Consider the following 16880-nt stretch of genomic DNA (forward strand, 5'->3'; position numbering starts at 1 on the left):
TCACGCTGTTCCGCCTTGCCGGCGGTTGTTCTTGTCACGGGCCCGCGACGCCCAGCGGAATCCTCACGCTGAGCGTGGTGCCCTCGCCGGGGGCACTGTCGATGTCCAGCGTACCGCCCATCATCAGCACCCGCTCACGCATGCCGACCAGGCCGAAGGAACTGCCACGCCCCACCGTGGCGACATCGAACCCGCGACCGTCGTCGCTGACGCTCAGGCACAGCTCGTCACCCTCGCGCCGCAGACGCAGTTGCACAGTATGCGCCTCGGCATGCCGCATGACATTGGTCAACGCCTCCTGGAGGATGCGGAACAGGCCGATAGCCTTGGCGTCGACCAACTGCGGCGAGTTCTCCGGCACCTCCACCAGGCAGGGAATCTGCGTGCGTGCCTCGAAGCGCCGCGCCTGCCACTCCACCGCCGAGCCGATTCCGGCGTCGAGGATCGGCGGGCGCAGTGCGGTAGCCACGTCGCGCACCAGCTGGAACAACTGGGCGATCAGCTTTTTCATGTTGCCCAGGCGTTCGCGCAGACCCTCCTGGGCATCGGCATAGGCCAGCTCGCACATCGAGGTTTCCAGCTTCAGCACCGTCAGCACCTGGCCCAGCTCATCATGGACCTCGCGGGCGATACGCGCCTTCTCCTCCTCCCGCACCGACTCCAGGTGCGCCGACAGCTCGCGGAGCTGGGCGCGCGACTCGCCGAGTTCGAGTTCGATCTGCTTGTTCGCGGTGATGTCCCAGACCACCCCGTCCCAGACCGCGCGACCATCCTCGAAACAGCGCGCCGAAGCCTTGATGTCGGCCCAGCGCAATTCGCCCTGGCGAGTGAGGATGCGGCCCTGCCAATGCCAGTCGCGATTCTCGTCGAGGGCAGCCATCTGGCTCGACCAGTAGCGCTCGCGGTCGTCGGGATGGACCAGGCCGCGAATGCCGCGGCCGCTTTCGATCAGCTCGAGAGCGCTGTAGCCGACCAGCGCCTCGCTGCCCTCGCTGATATAGGCGAAGTCGGAAAACGCGCCGGCCCGCGGGCGCTCCAGGCGGAAGACCATGCCCGGCACGTTGGAGGCGATGCCCTTCATCCGCGCCTCGCTTTCCTGCAATGCCTCGCGGGCACGGCGGCGCTCGGTGACGTCGCTGAGGAACACCACCAGATACTCGGACGTGCCGAAGCGCAGGAAGCTAAGCGAGACGTCGGCCGGCAGCCAACTGCCGTCGGCGCGCAGGCAGCGGGTCTCGAAGCTGAGCGGGCCCTCCTCGCTATTGCGCGCACGACGCCAAAGGTTCAACCAGCGGTCCATGTCCAGGCCGGGCTCGAAGTCGGCCAGCGGACGGTCCACGAGTTGGCCGTCGGCATGGCCGAGCATCTGTTCGGCGGCGCGGTTGGCGTAGCGTACGCGGCTGTCCCAGTTGACCCAGAGGATGCCCAGGGTGCTGTTGTCGATGGAGAACTGAGTCAGGCGCAGCGCCTCCTCGGCCGCCTGGCGCAGCTCCAGGTCGCGGCGGGCGCCGTACAGCCGGGCTTCCAGCGCATGCTGCTGGCGCCGCTGGAGGAACACCGCCGCCAGCGCGCCGGCCAGCAGCAGGCCGAGGAGGATCGACAGGTTCTGCCAGAACCCCGGCGACTCGCCGAGGCGCGGATACTTGGGTTGCAACCAGCGCTCGTGCAACTGGTCCAGGGACTTGCGCGGCAGCGAGCGCAACGCCTGGTCGACCACCATCGCCAGTTCCGGCCAGTCGCGGCGGGTCGCCACCCGTAGCAGTTGCGGGTAGCCGATGTCGCCAACCACCGCTAGCTCGGCGAACTCCGGTTCGCGGGTCAGGCGGCTGAGTTGCGCTTCGTCGATCACCGCGTAGCGTGCCTGTCCGGCGAGCACGGCGCGCAGCACCTCGCGTTCGGAATCGGCCGACACCCATTGCAGGCCGCTATAGGTGCTGCTCAGGTAGTCAGCCACCGAACTGCCGGCCCGCACGGCAACCCGGGTATCGCGCTCCAGTTGCTCCAATTCGACGCTGCCGCTGCCATCGCGCTTCCCCACCACCAGCCGGGAAACCCGCAGGTAGGGATCGGAGAACAGCCACAAGCGCAGCCCGGCTGGGGTCTGGCTGAGGCCGGGAGCGATATCCACGCGCCCAGCGCGCAGGGCATCGTCGAGCGCCGCCTGGTCGGGATAGCCCTGCCACCGCAAGGTCACCTGCATCGCCGTGGCCAGCCAGCCCATCAGCTCCACGTTGGCCCCGGAATACTGTTGCAGGCGGCGGTCGTACTGGGCATAGGGCGCTTCGGTGACCACCCCGACGCGCAATTCCCGATGCTCCGCCAGCCAGGTCCGTAGCTCCGCCGTCAGCGGCAAGGCGACCGACTCCTCCGCTCGCACGGGCAGGCTCAACAGCAGACAGCAGAAGAGCAGACAGCAACGACGCAACATGCCGGCGACACTCCACGGAATACACCGCAACGGAAGGAAAAGCGGGCATACCTTACCGCGAGCGCGACCGGCGAACCATGCGAAGGCTCGGCCTGACAAAGAAGTGCTCTGGGTTTAGGCTGCCTTCTGAATTGTCTATCGGGAATTTCCAATGCCGGCCTTCTCTCTACTGCCGAAGCCCTCCGTCCTGCTGCCGCTGCTATTGGCCGCCGCTTTCCTGCCGCCGGCTTTCGTTCAAGCCGAAGAGGAGGCCGCCAAGGACCAGCCGCCGGCCCCCGTGGAACGCCCGGCGGTCAGCGAGCGCAGCCAGGACGAGGCCAAGGGGCTGGAGCGCCAGTTGCCGGAGGACGGCCAGCAGATCCTCAAGGCCGGCGACGAAAGCTTCCTCACCCTCTGGTTGCCAGCCAACACCGCCGAGGCCGAAGGTGTAGTGATCCTGATTCCCGGTGATGGCGAAAGTCCGGACTGGCCGCAAGCCATCGGCCCGCTAAGGCGCAAACTGCCGGATGCCGGCTGGCAGACCCTGAGCCTGGCCCTGCCCGACCCGCAGAGCACCGCGCCGCTTACCCGCCCTGCGGAATCCGCCGCCAGCGCCAGCGCCGACAAGGACGCCAGCGCCGCGGACAGCGCAAGCAAGCCTGACGTGAAAGGCGAAAGCGGCAACGCGCCGGCGCCGGAAAGCACCGCCGAAGCCGGCAGCGGCGAACCGGCGCAGAGCGAGGACCAGGCCCCTCCCCCAGCCATCGATCCGGTCGAGCAGCGCAAGGCGCACGCCGAACGGGTCATGGCGCGCCTGCAGGCGAGCATCGACCTGGCCCTGCAGCACGAACCGAAAAGCGTCGTCCTGCTCGGTCATGGCACGGGCGCCTATTGGGCGGCACGCTACCTGGCGGAGAAGGAGCCTGCGGAAATCCACAACCTGCTGCTGGTTGCCGCGGAGGTACCGCGCGATTTTCGCCCGGCGCTGGAAGATATGGTGCCGAAGCTGAAACTGGCGACCGGCGACTTCTATTACCGCGACACCCGTGCCGACCGCGAGGCGGCCAGGCTGCGCATGCAGGCTGGCAAGCGGCAGAAACACCCGGCCTACGTACAAATCGCGATGCAGGCGCTACCGGCCGATCCCAAGGCGGAGCAGGAGCAACTGTACCGACGAATCCGCGGCTGGCTCAGCCTTCACCTGCAGGCCGATGCGCAGAAACCTGCGGAGTGATCAGCGGAACCCCTCACGCTCTCGGACCAGGGCGTAGGCCGCCTGCAATTCACGGGTTTTCTCGGTAGCCGCACGCACGCGCTCGACGCTGGCGCCGGCTCCCGCCAGTTTGTCCGGATGATGCTGGCTGATCAGCTTGCGATAGGCGCGTTTGATCAGCGCCGGCTCGCTTCCGGCCTCCACGCCGAGCAGCAGCAGGGCCTCGCGGTAGCTATCCCGGGCGACAGCGCGCGCCCGCTTCGGCATGACCCGCGCCGACAAGCGTTCCGTTCGCTCCGCCGACCACCCCAGCCAGCGCCCCCATTGCAACACCAGTTGCCGCGCCGACTGGCTGAGCACGCCGCCAGCCCAGGCCATCCGCCAGCAGGCGAGCAATACCGCCTCCGCACGTTCGCCTTTCAGGCGCGCGACCTCCTCCTGCAGATGGGCGATGCCGGCCTTGCCCTTGCCGAAGGACGCGATGGCACGCCGCTGGGCTCGCCTATCGAGCTTGCGCAACGCCATCTCCTCGCGCGCCTGGCGGATATGCATCTCCTCCACCCGCCCGCCGCTCTTGGCCAGATAGCCGAGCAACTGGAACAGCAGGTCGTCCTCATCGTTCACCGCCCGCCCGCGCAAGCGCGCCAGCAGGCCGCGCCAGGACTCCAGGCGCAACCTGCGGTCCAGCAGTTGTCCCAGCAGGGCGCCGAGCAGGGCGCCGGGGATGCTGGCCAGGGCCCAGCCGGCTCCGGCTCCGATCAGCGTAGCGGGCCAGAGCATCTCAGGCGTGCTCCGCCAGCAATCGCTCGACTTCCGCCAGGCGCTCGTGGGTACCGACGTCGACCCACTGCCCACGATGGTGTTCGCCGCTGACCCGCCCCGCGGCGATGGCCTTGCGCAATAGCGGCGCCAGCTTGAAGGCACCCGGCTGGCAGCCCTCGAACAGCGCGGGATGCAGTACGGCGATCCCGCTGTAGGTCAGGTTGCCGCCCGCTTCGCGGCTCTCGCCCACCCGCCCGCCGGCATCCAGGTGGAAATCGCCGGCGGGATGGTGCGCCGGGTTGTCGACCAGCACCAGATGCGCCAGGTCGCCGTCGGCAAGATGCAGCCGAGAGTAGTCGAAGTCGCTCCAGACATCGCCGTTGAGCAACAGGAACGGCTGCTCGCCGAGCAACGGCAGGGCGCGGAAGATTCCGCCGCCGGTTTCCAGCGGTTCTCCCTCCGGGGAATAGGCGATCCGCCCGCCCAGGCGCGAACCGTCGCCGAGATAGGCCTCGATCTGCTCGCCAAGCCAGGCATGGTTGATCACCCAGTCGTCGACTCCGGCCTGGCGCAGCGCCAGCAACTGACGCTCGATCAGTGGCACGCCGGCGGCCTCGATCAGCGGCTTGGGCGTGTGCAGGGTGGTCGGCCGCATGCGCTCGCCACGCCCGGCGGCGAGGATCATCGCCTTCATGCCTCGGCTCCCTGCGGCAGCGAGGCCAGCAGCTCGCCCAGTTCGGCCAGCTCGGGACGGCGCGCCACGGCGGTTTCCAGATAACGGAAGAAGCGCGGCACGTCGCCCAGGTAACGCGGTTTGCCGTCGCGGTGACAGATACGGGCGAAGATGCCAATCACCTTCAGGTGGCGCTGCACGCCCATCAGGTCGCTGGCGCGGAGGAAGTCCTCGAAGCTTGGCGGCAGCGGGATGCCGGCCCAGGTCGCCTTCTTCCAGTAGCGATTCAGCGCGGCATGCACGCGCGGCTCCGGCCAACTGACGAAGGCGTCCTTGTACAGGCAGGTGACATCATAGGTGACCGGACCGTACAGGGCGTCCTGGAAGTCAAGGACACCCGGGTTGGGCTCGCTGAGCATCAGGTTGCGCGGCATATAGTCGCGATGGACGAACACCCGCGGCTGCTCCAGCGCGCTGCGTACCAGCAGGTCGCAGATCCGCTGCCAGCGGGCCAGCGCCTCGCCCTCCAGCTCCACGCCGAGGTGGCGGGCCAGGTACCAGTCGGGGAACAGCTGCAGCTCGCGGCGCAGCACCGCTTCGTCGTAGGCCGGCAGGACACCGGCGACGTCGACCTTCTGGAAGGCGATCAGCGCATCCAGGGCCGGTTCGAACAGCTCGTCGGCATTTCCGGGATGAAGCACGTCGAGGTAGGTCTGCCGGCCCAGGTCACTGAGCAGCAGGAAACCGTTCTCCAGGTCCTGGGCGAGAATCCTCGGCACATGCACGCCGGCTCCGGCGAGCAGTCCGGCGACCTTGACGAACGGTCGGCAGTCTTCCTGGGGCGGCGGCGCGTCCATCACCACCAGGCTGCGGTCCCCTCCCTGCCAGCGGAAATAACGACGGAAGCTGGCGTCGCTACTGGCCGGGATCAGTTCGGCGGAGGGCACGTCCCCCCAACCTTCGGCAACGAACAACTCGGGCAAACAAGAGTCCAACCAGCGATTCAGCTGCTGGAAACGGGCATCATCAGACATTTACGGGGTTCTCCACGGCCCTAGCCGTTGCGCAGGTCATGCTTTATTATCCAGCATCTTGTGCGACACGCGTAGCGTGTCTCCGACTCCAAGCTGTAGGGCCAGCTTGGAGGATTTCCGAGAGGAAATCGCACGCTTGGGTATCCATCCCCAGGAACCAAAACCCGCCCAGAAGTCCATTGCCTTCAAGGACTTGCCGCAGCGGCGGTGGCAACCCCAAGGTCGCCTAGCACTCGGAAGCGCGACTGCGAACCGGCTCTTTTCGGTTCTGGAGTGCATGCCCAATGGAGGGTGTTATGAATGAGATGAGCCAAGATACCTTCGGCATAATCATGCTCACCGGCTTGCTTCTCGTCTGTTTAGGGATGGCAGCCTGGGCGGATTGGCCGAGGATCAAAAGCTACCTCAAACGACCGCCCTCCAAGCACTAACCCCGGCCCTTGTGGCCTAACCCTTGCGGGAGAGAATCCCCGCTGGGGTTCCTCCTGCCTCAAAACAGGAGGAAACCTTCCCCGAGAGCACGCTGCGCCCGCAGTACCTGCTCACATCAAACTGGAGACATGGGCGGAAGCTCTGTCTGTCATTGTCCAACCACGCCCATCAGGGTGCGGTAGCGGACTCGTTGTGCGACCAACGGTAGCCTACGACGACGTGCATCGCTGGTAACGGCGTTGTGCGAAGCTCGTCCGACAACGTAGCCCCCTATCCAGGGTGCAGTCCTTCCGCGAGGCAGACTGCAGATACTCGGAGCAGTACCGGGTTGAGGCGCCAGGCTGGCTGGTATGGGCAACACATGTGAATCGCTGATAAACACCGTAAGGATAGCCATGCCAAAACTGCTGTCAGGCATGAACCAAAAGGTATGTGGTCGGTTATCTCCGTGGGATGTGGGGATACGTCGCCTTCAAGACCACCGGTGAAAAGGCGAGTCCTAACCCAGTCGTGTGACAGATAGGGAACGTGGTAAGCCCGTATCGCCGCCCTCTGGGCAGGGGAGCCGCAAGGCGAACTGTTGGTGGTGCGGGTATGGGATCGCAGAGAAAGCGAATGCCGGGCTGTAATGGTCTGGATAGGGGTTGAGACATCACCCCACGGGAAACCGGGCAGACTTCTGCGTGGTCTTCCGTCGCAACAGCTCTGACAGAGACCGTCTCAATCAACCCAGGGCCAGCTTCCACCGGCCCTTAACAAACCTACCCTGGCGGGTGCCCCACCCCGTCAGGGGCGGCGTGCACCTTCCGCTCGGGTAGTTCACTTGAGAGGAAAGCAGCATGAAAGAGCTCAGCCAACAGGCCGGGCCTGCGCTTTCCGGCGCTCCACAGCAATGGCACGACGTCGATTGGAGTCGTGTCCAGCGGAACGTCCGGGGAATGCAGGTGCGGATTGCGAAGGCTTGCCGGGAAGGCAAATGGCGCAGGGTGAAAGCCTTGCAACGGATGCTGACCCGCTCGAAGTCGGCCAGATACTTGGCCGTACGGAGAGTCACGGAAAATCAGGGGAGCCGCACGACGGGAGTCGATAAGCAACTCTGGGATACACCCAACGCGAAATGGGAAGCGGTTGGTCAGTTGAAGACGCGGGGATACAAGGCGCGGCCTCTACGGCGCGTCTTTATCCCGAAGTCGGATGGCCGGGAACGCCCTTTGGGTATCCCGACCATGACGGATAGAGCCATGCAGGCGCTATATCTGCTGGCGCTGTCTCCTGTCGCAGAAACCCGGGGCGATCCGAATAGCTACGGCTTCAGGATCGAACGCTCCACGGCGGACGCGATGGCGCAGTTGTTCGTATGCCTATCCAAGCGAGCTTCCGCTCAATGGGTGCTGGACGCGGACATCGAAGGGTTCTTCGACAACATCAACCATGATTGGCTGATAAGGAATGTCCCCACGGATACACGAGTACTCCGGCAATGGTTAAAGGCCGGTGTTGTACACCGAGGGCAGTTGCACGCAACGGATGCAGGTACGCCACAAGGGGGGATCATCTCCCCAACCTTGGCAAATCTGGCGCTGGATGGGCTGGAATCACTCCTCAAGCAACATTTGGGGGTGACGAGGGCGAAGAGGCTGAAGATCAACGTGGTGCGTTACGCGGATGATTTCGTGATCACTGGCGCCTCCCCGGAGGTACTGGAAAACGAGGTCAAACCCTGGGTGGAGCAGTTCCTGGCGGTACGCGGGCTGCGGCTTTCTCCCAAGAAAACCCGCATCGTCCACATCGACGAAGGCTTCGACTTCCTTGGATGGAACTTCCGAAAGTACGACGGAACGTTGTTGATCAAGCCGAGCAAGAAGAACGTCAAGGCGTTCTACGGCAAGGTCAGAGAGGTGATCGACACCCACAAGACGAGTAAGCAGGAGGACTTGATCCGACTGCTAAATCCAATCCTGCGGGGGTGGGCGCTTTACCATCAGCCAGTAGTGGCCAAACAGGCGTATAGCCGGATGGATAACAGGGCGTTTGTTAAGCTCTGGCGCTGGGCCAAAAGGCGGCATCCAAACAAGTCCCTGGACTGGATACGGAAGAAGTATTTCCGTCCACAAGGGGAACGCGGATGGGTGTTCGCCACCACGGTTCTGGAAGCGAACGGAACAAAACGGGAAGTCGAGTTGTACCAGCTTGCAGGGACACCGATCGAGCGGCACAAAAAGGTGAGTGGGGAATACAACCCCTACGACCCGACCATGGAGGCGGCAGGCGAAAAACTGCGCATGGAACGGATGCTGAACAAGCTGAAGTACCGGAAGCAAATCGCCAGTCTATTCACCAGCCAAAGTGGGTTATGCGCGCTATGCAAACAGCCGATATCCAGGGAAACCGGGTGGCACGATCACCACATTATCTACCGCTCACAAGGCGGTGGAGACTCCCTGGAGAACCGGGTACTATTGCACCCCATTTGTCACCAACAGCTCCACGCACGTGGTCTGCATGTGAGCAAACCGGCCCCCTTGGGGGTTTTGGATAGGCCTGAGCCGTAAGCGCTGAAAGGTGCACGTACGGTTCTTAGGGGGGGATCAGCCAGTAATGGCTGGTTCCCACCCGACTTTCAGCCCATCGAGAGGCGTGCGGCCCACCGGGCCGATGGCGCGCAGGAAGCCCGGATTAACAAGATGGCAGTGAAATCCCTCGTGTTTCGAAGAAAGTTTCCCCTGCTGGTCACCGGCAGCCTGCTGGCTCTGCAGCCGGTCGCAGCATTGACTGTACAGGCCGCCGATCAGTTCGACTGCAAGGTATCGGCCACCGGCGGCTGGGATTGCTCCCCGCTGCAGAACGCCAATGCCAACCTGCCACCGCGCCCGGCGCATACCGCGACCTCGGTCAGCACCGCCGCGGCGGGCAGCAGCGTATCCGGCAGCGGAGGCGAAACCGTCGGGGCAGAGCCGACCCAGCGCCTGGTCACCGAGTCCGGCGGTCGCGCGCTGAAGTCCCGCAGCGCGGACTATTCGCACCTCGACTGGATTCCTCGGGAAAAGCTGACCGCCGCCCAGTTGGCGGAAATCGGCCCCTATTGCGGCGGCTCCTACATCGAGCCGGTCCGTCCGGGCATGGATGACGGCGCGCCCAACGACGAGAGCCCGACCTACGTATCCGCCAAGGCTTCGCGCTACGAGCAGGAAAAACAGATCGCCACCCTCGCCGGTGACGTGGTCCTGCGCCAGGGCAGCATGCAGGTGGAAGGCGACGAGGCCAACCTGCACCAGCTGGAAAACCGCGGCGAACTGGTCGGCAACGTCAAGCTGCGCGACAAAGGCATGCTGGTGGTCGGCGATCACGCCCAGGTCCAGCTGGACAACGGCGAGGCCCAGGTCGACAACGCCGAGTACGTGATCCACAAGGCCCATGCCCGCGGCAGCGCGCTCTACGCCAAGCGCAGCGAGAACGCCATCATCATGCTCAAGGATGGCACCTACACCCGCTGCGAACCGAGCAGCAACGCCTGGACCCTGAAGGGCAACAACGTCAAGCTGAACCCGGCCACCGGCTTCGGCACCGCGACCAACGCGACCCTGCGGGTCAAAGATTTCCCGGTGTTCTACACCCCGTACATCTATTTCCCGATCGACGACAGGCGCCAGTCCGGCTTCCTGCCGCCAAGCTTCAGCAGCACCAGCGACACCGGTTTCACCCTGGTCACCCCGTACTACTTCAACCTGGCGCCGAACTACGACGCCACGCTGTACCCGCGCTACATGGCCAAGCGCGGCATGATGCTGGAAGGCGAGTTCCGCTACCTGACCCACAGCAGCGAAGGCACCGTCAACGCCGCCTACCTGAACGACAAAGACGATCACCGCGAGAACTTCCCGGACTACAGCAAGGACCGCTGGCTGTACGGCCTGAAGAACACCACCGGCCTCGATTCGCGCTGGCTGGCCGAGGTCGATTACACCCGGATCAGTGATCCTTACTACTTCCAGGATCTGGATACCGATCTGGGCGTGGGTAGCACTACCTATGTCAATCAGCGGGGCACGCTGACCTATCGCGGCGATACCTTCACTGGCCGTCTGAATGCCCAAGGTTATCAGTTGGCAACCACAACAGACGTGACGCCTTACGAACGTCTGCCGCAGATCAGTTTCGATGGTTTCCTGCCTTACGAACCTGGTGGCGCAAAGTTCAATTACAGTACCGAGTTCGTCCGCTTCGACCGCGACCTCGATGAGAACGAATACTTCAACGACGATGGCAGCATCGGCGGACGGCGCCCAGACGCCTATTTACAGGGACTTGCTCGCGCCACGGGCGACCGCATGCATCTCGAGCCCGGTGTCAGCTTACCCATGACGCGTAGTTGGGGTTTCCTGACGCCTACGGTGAAGTATCTTTACACCAAATATGACCTGGATCTGGACAGCAAGGGCAAGAACAGCCTCAACGTCTATGATGAGACTTTTGACAGCAGCCAGGATCGTTCACTGCCCTTGGTCAAGGTGGACAGCGGCCTGTACTTCGACCGCGACACCAGCTTCGCAGGCACTCAGTTCCGCCAGACCCTGGAACCGCGCGCCATGTACCTGTACGTGCCATACAAGAACCAGGAAAATATCCCGGTCTTCGACACCAGCGAACCGTCATTCAGCTACGACTCGCTATGGCGTGAGAACCGCTTCTCCGGCCGCGACCGCATCGGCGACGCCAACCAACTGTCCTTGGGCGTGACGACTCGCTTCATCGAATCGAACGGTTTTGAACGTGCCACCCTGAGTGCCGGCCAGATCTACTACTTCCGCGATCGCCGGGTCCAGTTGCCAGGCCTGAGCGAAAAAGATCTGGATCTCTTGGAAAAAAATAGGCTGGAAAATCCAGCTCTGCCAGAAGTAAAGAGACCAGACACCGACAGTTGGCGGTCGCCTTATGCTCTGGCCGGTCTGTACCGCTTCAATCGTGACTGGAATGTCACTTCCGATTTCAATTGGAACCCAAACACCAGCCGCACCGAGTCCGGCAGTGCAATGTTCCACTACCAACCGGAAAACAATCCGAACAAGGTCGTCAATGCGGGCTATCGCTATCGCGAAGACTCCCGCCGCTTCAACAGCTCCACCGGGCGCTTCGAATATGGTCGCGAAAACGACATCATCAAGCAGCACGACTTCTCGGTCATCTGGCCGATGGTGCCGCAGTGGTCCGTGCTCGCCCGCTGGCAGTACGACTACAACAAGAACCGCACACTCGAGGCCTTCGGCGGCTTCGAATACGACAGTTGCTGCTGGAAGCTGCGCCTGATCAACCGCTACTGGCTGGATGTGGACGATGACGCCTTCCTCGTACAGAACGAGAAGGCCGATCGCGGCATCTTCCTGCAGATCGTCCTGAAGGGCCTCGGCGGCATCGTAGGCAACAAGGCTGAAATGTTCCTCGACAAAGGCATCCAAGGTTATCGTCAACGTGAAGATCAAGCTATGTAACCGGCTGCGCCCCCTTGCATTGGGCGCGGCACTCCTTTGCTCCTTCGCGCATGCCGAAGTGGTACCACTGGACCGGGTCGTCGCCATCGTCGACAACGATGTGATCATGCAGAGCCAGCTCGACCAGCGCCTGCGTGAAGTGCACCAGACGCTGCTCAAGCGCGGTGCGCCGCTGCCGCCCGAGCACGTGCTGACCCAGCAGGTGCTGGAACGCCTGATCATCGAGAACATCCAGCAGCAGATCGGCGACCGCTCCGGCATCCGGATCAGCGATGAAGAACTGAACCAGGCGATGGGCACCATCGCCCAGCGCAACGGCATGAGCCTGGAGCAGTTCCAGGCCGCCCTCACTCGCGACGGCCTGTCCTACGCCGACGCCCGCGAGCAGGTCCGTCGCGAAATGGTGATCAGCCGTGTGCGCCAGCGCCGGGTCGCCGAACGCATCCAGGTCAGCGAGCAGGAGGTGAAGAACTTCCTTGCCTCGGACATGGGCAAGATCCAGCTTTCCGAAGAGTACCGCCTGGCCAATATCCTGATCCCTGTACCGGAAGCCGCGTCCTCGGACGTGATCCAGGCCGCCGCGAGGCAGGCCCAGGAGCTCTACCAGCAGCTCAAGCAGGGCGCCGACTTCGGCCAACTGGCGATTTCCCGCTCAGCCGGCGACAACGCCCTGGAAGGCGGCGAGATCGGCTGGCGCAAGGCCGCCCAACTGCCGCAGCCGTTCGACAGCATGATCGGCTCCCTGGCCGTCGGCGACGTCACCGAGCCGGTCCGCACCCCCGGCGGCTTCATCATCCTCAAGCTGGAAGAGAAGCGCGGCGGCAGCAAGATGGTCCGTGACGAGGTGCATGTCCGCCATATCCTGCTCAAGCCCAGCGAAATCCGCAGCGAAGCGGAAACCGAGAAGCTGGCGCAGAAGCTGTACGAGCGCATCCAGTCCGGGGAAGACTTCGGCGAACTGGCGAAGAGCTTCTCCGAAGATCCGGGTTCCGCCCTCAACGGCGGCGACCTGAACTGGATCGACCCGGAAGCCCTGGTGCCCGAGTTCCGCCAGGTGATGAACGATACCCCGCAGGGCGAGCTGTCCAAGCCGTTCCGCTCGCAGTTCGGCTGGCACATCCTGCAGGTCCTCGGCCGTCGCGCCACCGACAGCAGCGAGAAGTTCCGCGAGCAGCAGGCGGTAAGCGTACTGCGCAACCGCAAGTACGACGAGGAACTGCAAGCCTGGCTGCGGCAGATCCGCGACGAGGCCTACGTGGAAATCAAGCAGTGAGCCTGCGCTTCGCGCTCACTCCAGGCGAGCCGGCAGGTATCGGACCCGATCTGTGCCTGCTGCTCGCCCGCTCCGCCCAGCCCCACCCCCTGATCGCCATCGCCAGCCGCACGCTCCTGCAAGAGCGCGCCGGCCAACTGGGCCTGGCGATCGACCTGAAGGACGTTTCCCCGGCCGCCTGGCCAGAGCGACCGGCCAAGGCCGGCCAACTGTACGTATGGGATACGCCGCTGGCCGCCCCGGTCCAGCCCGGGCAATTGGACCGAGCCAACGCCGCCTACGTCCTGGAAACCCTGACCCGCGCCGGCCAGGGCTGCCTCGACGGGCACTTCGCCGGGATGATCACCGCACCGGTGCACAAGGGCGTGATCAACGAAGCCGGAATCCCCTTTTCCGGCCATACCGAATTCCTCGCCGACCTCACCCACACCGCCCAGGTGGTGATGATGCTGGCCACCCGCGGCCTGCGCGTGGCCCTGGCGACCACTCACCTGCCGCTGCGCGAGGTCGCCGACGCCATTAGCGACGAGCGCCTGTCCCGGGTCGCGCGCATCCTCCATGCCGACCTGCGCGACAAGTTCGGCATTGCCCATCCGCGCATCCTGGTCTGCGGACTCAACCCGCACGCCGGCGAGGGCGGTCACCTGGGCCGGGAAGAGATCGAGGTGATCGAACCCTGCCTCGAGCGCCTGCGCGGCGAAGGCCTCGACCTGGTCGGCCCGCTGCCGGCCGACACCCTGTTCACTCCCAAGCACCTGGAGCATTGCGACGCGGTGCTGGCGATGTACCACGACCAGGGTCTCCCTGTGCTCAAGTACAAGGGCTTCGGTGCCGCCGTGAACGTGACCCTCGGCCTGCCGATCATCCGCACCTCTGTCGACCACGGTACCGCCCTCGACCTGGCCGGAAGCGGCCGCATCGATAGCGGCAGCCTGCAGGTCGCCCTGGAAACCGCCTACCAGATGGCGGCCAGCCGCTGCTGACGGCGGTCGGCCATCGTTTAGCCCTGCCGGCCCGACGCTTCGCTGTTAAAATGGCGCCCTTTCGCATCCGCGCCTCCCGCCTTGGCCTGGGGCCCGCAGCCTGGAACCGTTTCCAATGTCCGAGCTTTACCAACACCGCGCGCGCAAGCGCTTCGGCCAGAACTTCCTGCACGATGCCGGGGTGATTCACCGCATCCTCCGTGCCATCCATGCCCGCGAGGGTCAGCGCCTGCTGGAGATCGGCCCGGGCCAGGGTGCCCTGACCGAGGGACTGCTGGGCAGCGGCGCACGCCTGGACGTGATCGAGCTCGACCAGGACCTGATCCCCCTGTTGAAGCTGAAATTCGGCCTCGAGTCGCGCTTCAGCCTGCACCAGGGCGACGCCCTCAAGTTCGATTTCGCCTCGCTGGTGGAGAGCGGCGAGAAGCTGCGAGTGGTCGGCAACCTGCCCTACAACATCTCCACGCCACTGATCTTCCATCTGCTGGAGTACGCGCCGGTGATCGAGGACATGCACTTCATGCTGCAGAAGGAAGTGGTCGAGCGCCTGGCGGCCACGCCGGGCGGCGGGGACTGGGGCCGGCTCTCGATCATGGTCCAGTATCACTGTCGGGTGGAGCACCTGTTCAACGTCGGCCCCGGCGCGTTCAACCCGCCGCCCAAGGTCGACTCGGCCATCGTCCGCCTCACCCCCTTCGCCGAGCCGCCCCATCCGGCACGCGATCCGAAACTGCTCGAGCGGGTGGTCCGCGAGGCCTTCAACCAGCGCCGCAAGACCCTGCGCAACACCCTCAAGCCTCTCCTGAGCATCGAGGACATCGAGGCCGCAGAGGTCGATCCGACCCTCCGCCCCGAACAACTCGACCTGGCCGCTTTCGTCCGCCTGGCCAACCGGCTGGCCGAGCTGCCAGGCAATCGTTAGTCTGGTGAGACACTCGTCAGGAATCAGGCAAGCCGTATGAGCGATACCCAGCACCAGGTCAACGTCAGGGTCGACACCCGCTACCTTCCGGAACAGTCCGCCCCGGAGCAGAACCGTTTCGCCTTCGCCTACACGGTGACCATCGAGAACCAGGGCGAGGTTCCGGCCCAACTGCTGTCGCGCCACTGGATCATCACCGACGGCGACGGCCGTACCCAGGAAGTTCGCGGCGCCGGCGTGGTCGGCGAGCAACCGCTGATCGCCCCCGGCGCGCAACACACCTACACCAGCGGCACGGTGCTGGCGACCCGGGTCGGCAGCATGCGCGGCAGTTACCAGATGCTCGGCAGCGACGGAATCGCCTTCGACGCCACGATCCCGGTGTTTCGCCTGGCCGTACCGGGAGCGCTGCACTGATGGCGGTCTACGCGGTAGGCGACCTGCAGGGTTGCCTGGATCCCCTGAAATGCCTGCTGGAGCGCGTCGCCTTCGACCCGGCCAAGGACCGCCTGTGGCTGGTCGGCGACCTGGTCAACCGCGGCCCGCAGTCCCTGGAAACGTTGCGCTTCCTCTATGCCATGCGCGAGTCGGTGGTCAGCGTCCTGGGCAACCACGACCTGCACCTGCTGGCGGTGGCGCATAAGTCCGAGCGCCTGAAGAAATCCGACACGCTGCGGGAAATCCTCGAGGCGCCGGACCGCGAGCCACTGCTCGACTGGCTGCGTCGCCTGCCGCTGCTGCACTACGACGAACAACGCAAGGTCGCCCTGGTGCATGCCGGCATCCCCCCGCAGTGGAGCCTGGAAAAAGCCCGTCTGCGCGCAGCCGAGGTGGAGCAAGCATTGCGCGACGACCAGCGCCTGCCGCTGTTCCTCGACGGCATGTACGGCAACGAGCCGGCCAAGTGGGACAAGAAGCTGCATGGCATCGACCGCCTGAGGGTGATCACCAACTACTTCACCCGCATGCGTTTCTGCACCGAAGATGGCAAGCTCGACCTGAAGAGCAAGGAAGGCCTCGACACCGCGCCGCCCGGCTACGCCCCCTGGTTCAGCTTCCCTTCGCGCAAGACCCGCGGCGAGAAGATCATCTTCGGCCACTGGGCGGCCCTCGAAGGCCACTGCGACGAGCCCGGCCTGTTCGCCCTGGATACCGGCTGCGTCTGGGGCGCACGGATGACCCTGCTGAACGTCGACAGCGGCGAACGCCTGAGCTGCGATTGCGCCGAGCAGCGCGCGCCGGCCAGACCCGCCGCCACGCCCGCATGAATCCCCGGCGTCCGGTGGACGCCCTGTACACAGGTACCCCGACATGAGCGACACCTTCCAGCGCATCGCCCCCGAACAGGCCCGCCAGCTCCGCGAAAACGGCGCCCAGGTGGTCGACATCCGCGACCCGCAGAGCTTCGCTGTCGGCCACATCAGCGGCTCGCGGCACATCGACAACCACTCGGTGGCGGACTTCATCGCCGCCGCCGACCTCGACGCTCCGCTGGTGGTGGTCTGCTACCACGGCAACTCCAGCCAGAGCGCCGCCGCCTATTTCATCCAGCAGGGCTTCAGCGACGTCTACAGCCTCGACGGCGGCTTCGAGCTATGGCGCAGCGTCTATCCCGCGGATACCAGCAGCGGCGAAGCGGAGTAGGCCGCGCCGCTACCCCGCCAAAAAAACTGTAACTTCTCTCGCCTTTCTTCC

The 16880-nt window shown here is 64.7% G+C and carries 13 protein-coding genes; 9 read left to right on the forward strand and 4 right to left on the reverse strand.

The features are described 5' to 3' along the window. Positions 1-34: 34 nt before the first annotated feature. Positions 35-2428, reverse strand: a complete 2394-nt coding sequence (locus tag HMPREF2886_RS12215; protein ID WP_070747432.1) for a PAS domain-containing sensor histidine kinase — start codon at positions 2426-2428, stop codon at positions 35-37. Positions 2429-2579: 151 nt separating this feature from the next. Between HMPREF2886_RS12215 and HMPREF2886_RS12220 the strand changes: the two genes are divergently transcribed. After that, positions 2580-3641, forward strand: coding sequence for an alpha/beta hydrolase family protein (locus tag HMPREF2886_RS12220; protein WP_070747434.1), 1062 nt, complete (start codon positions 2580-2582; stop codon positions 3639-3641). Here HMPREF2886_RS12220 and HMPREF2886_RS12225 read toward each other — a convergent pair whose 3' ends face one another. From HMPREF2886_RS12225 to HMPREF2886_RS12235, 3 genes are read right to left on the reverse strand one after another with little or no spacing between them, the layout of a single operon-like run. Beyond that, on the reverse strand, positions 3642-4400 hold the full coding sequence (locus HMPREF2886_RS12225) for a DnaJ domain-containing protein (RefSeq protein WP_033977977.1): 759 nt from the start codon (positions 4398-4400) through the stop codon (positions 3642-3644). A 1-nt stretch (position 4401) separates the two neighbouring features. Next, entirely contained in the window at positions 4402-5076 is a 675-nt protein-coding gene (gene murU / locus HMPREF2886_RS12230) for an N-acetylmuramate alpha-1-phosphate uridylyltransferase MurU (protein ID WP_033977978.1), read from the reverse strand. Then, positions 5073-6089 (reverse strand): aminoglycoside phosphotransferase family protein, encoded by a 1017-nt coding sequence (locus HMPREF2886_RS12235; protein WP_039027738.1) that lies wholly within the window; start codon positions 6087-6089, stop codon positions 5073-5075. The genes murU and HMPREF2886_RS12235 overlap by 4 nt, the downstream gene beginning before the upstream one ends. A gap of 1271 nt (positions 6090-7360) precedes the next feature. Between HMPREF2886_RS12235 and ltrA the strand changes: the two genes are divergently transcribed. From ltrA to glpE, 8 genes are all read left to right on the forward strand, one after another. Next, positions 7361-9073, forward strand: coding sequence for a group II intron reverse transcriptase/maturase (gene ltrA, locus HMPREF2886_RS12240; protein ID WP_024128031.1), 1713 nt, complete (start codon positions 7361-7363; stop codon positions 9071-9073). 132 nt (positions 9074-9205) lie between these two features. Next, complete coding sequence (gene lptD, locus HMPREF2886_RS12245; protein WP_039027739.1) at positions 9206-12007, forward strand: LPS-assembly protein LptD; 2802 nt, start codon at positions 9206-9208, stop codon at positions 12005-12007. Then, entirely contained in the window at positions 11988-13280 is a 1293-nt protein-coding gene (locus HMPREF2886_RS12250) for a peptidylprolyl isomerase (RefSeq protein WP_003109024.1), read from the forward strand. Before lptD ends, HMPREF2886_RS12250 begins: the two co-directional genes overlap by 20 nt. Continuing rightward, complete coding sequence (pdxA, locus tag HMPREF2886_RS12255) at positions 13277-14263, forward strand: 4-hydroxythreonine-4-phosphate dehydrogenase PdxA (protein WP_070747436.1); 987 nt, start codon at positions 13277-13279, stop codon at positions 14261-14263. Before HMPREF2886_RS12250 ends, pdxA begins: the two co-directional genes overlap by 4 nt. A gap of 115 nt (positions 14264-14378) precedes the next feature. Further along, the gene (rsmA, locus tag HMPREF2886_RS12260; RefSeq protein WP_070747438.1) at positions 14379-15185 is read left to right on the forward strand and encodes a 16S rRNA (adenine(1518)-N(6)/adenine(1519)-N(6))-dimethyltransferase RsmA; all 807 of its coding nucleotides are present in this window, start codon (positions 14379-14381) and stop codon (positions 15183-15185) included. Between the two features lie 36 nt (positions 15186-15221). Further along, positions 15222-15602 carry a Co2+/Mg2+ efflux protein ApaG gene (gene apaG, locus HMPREF2886_RS12265; RefSeq protein WP_003121838.1) on the forward strand — a complete coding sequence of 127 codons (381 nt, stop codon included), beginning with the start codon at positions 15222-15224 and terminating at the stop codon, positions 15600-15602. Beyond that, positions 15602-16453 carry a symmetrical bis(5'-nucleosyl)-tetraphosphatase gene (locus HMPREF2886_RS12270; protein WP_003113213.1) on the forward strand — a complete coding sequence of 284 codons (852 nt, stop codon included), beginning with the start codon at positions 15602-15604 and terminating at the stop codon, positions 16451-16453. The genes apaG and HMPREF2886_RS12270 overlap by 1 nt, the downstream gene beginning before the upstream one ends. 43 nt (positions 16454-16496) lie before the next feature. Continuing rightward, positions 16497-16829, forward strand: coding sequence for a thiosulfate sulfurtransferase GlpE (gene glpE, locus HMPREF2886_RS12275; RefSeq protein WP_003099577.1), 333 nt, complete (start codon positions 16497-16499; stop codon positions 16827-16829). Positions 16830-16880 lie beyond the last annotated feature (51 nt).

It is taken from the genome of Pseudomonas sp. HMSC066A08 (assembly GCF_001813025.1).
Taxonomy (GTDB): domain Bacteria; phylum Pseudomonadota; class Gammaproteobacteria; order Pseudomonadales; family Pseudomonadaceae; genus Pseudomonas; species Pseudomonas aeruginosa.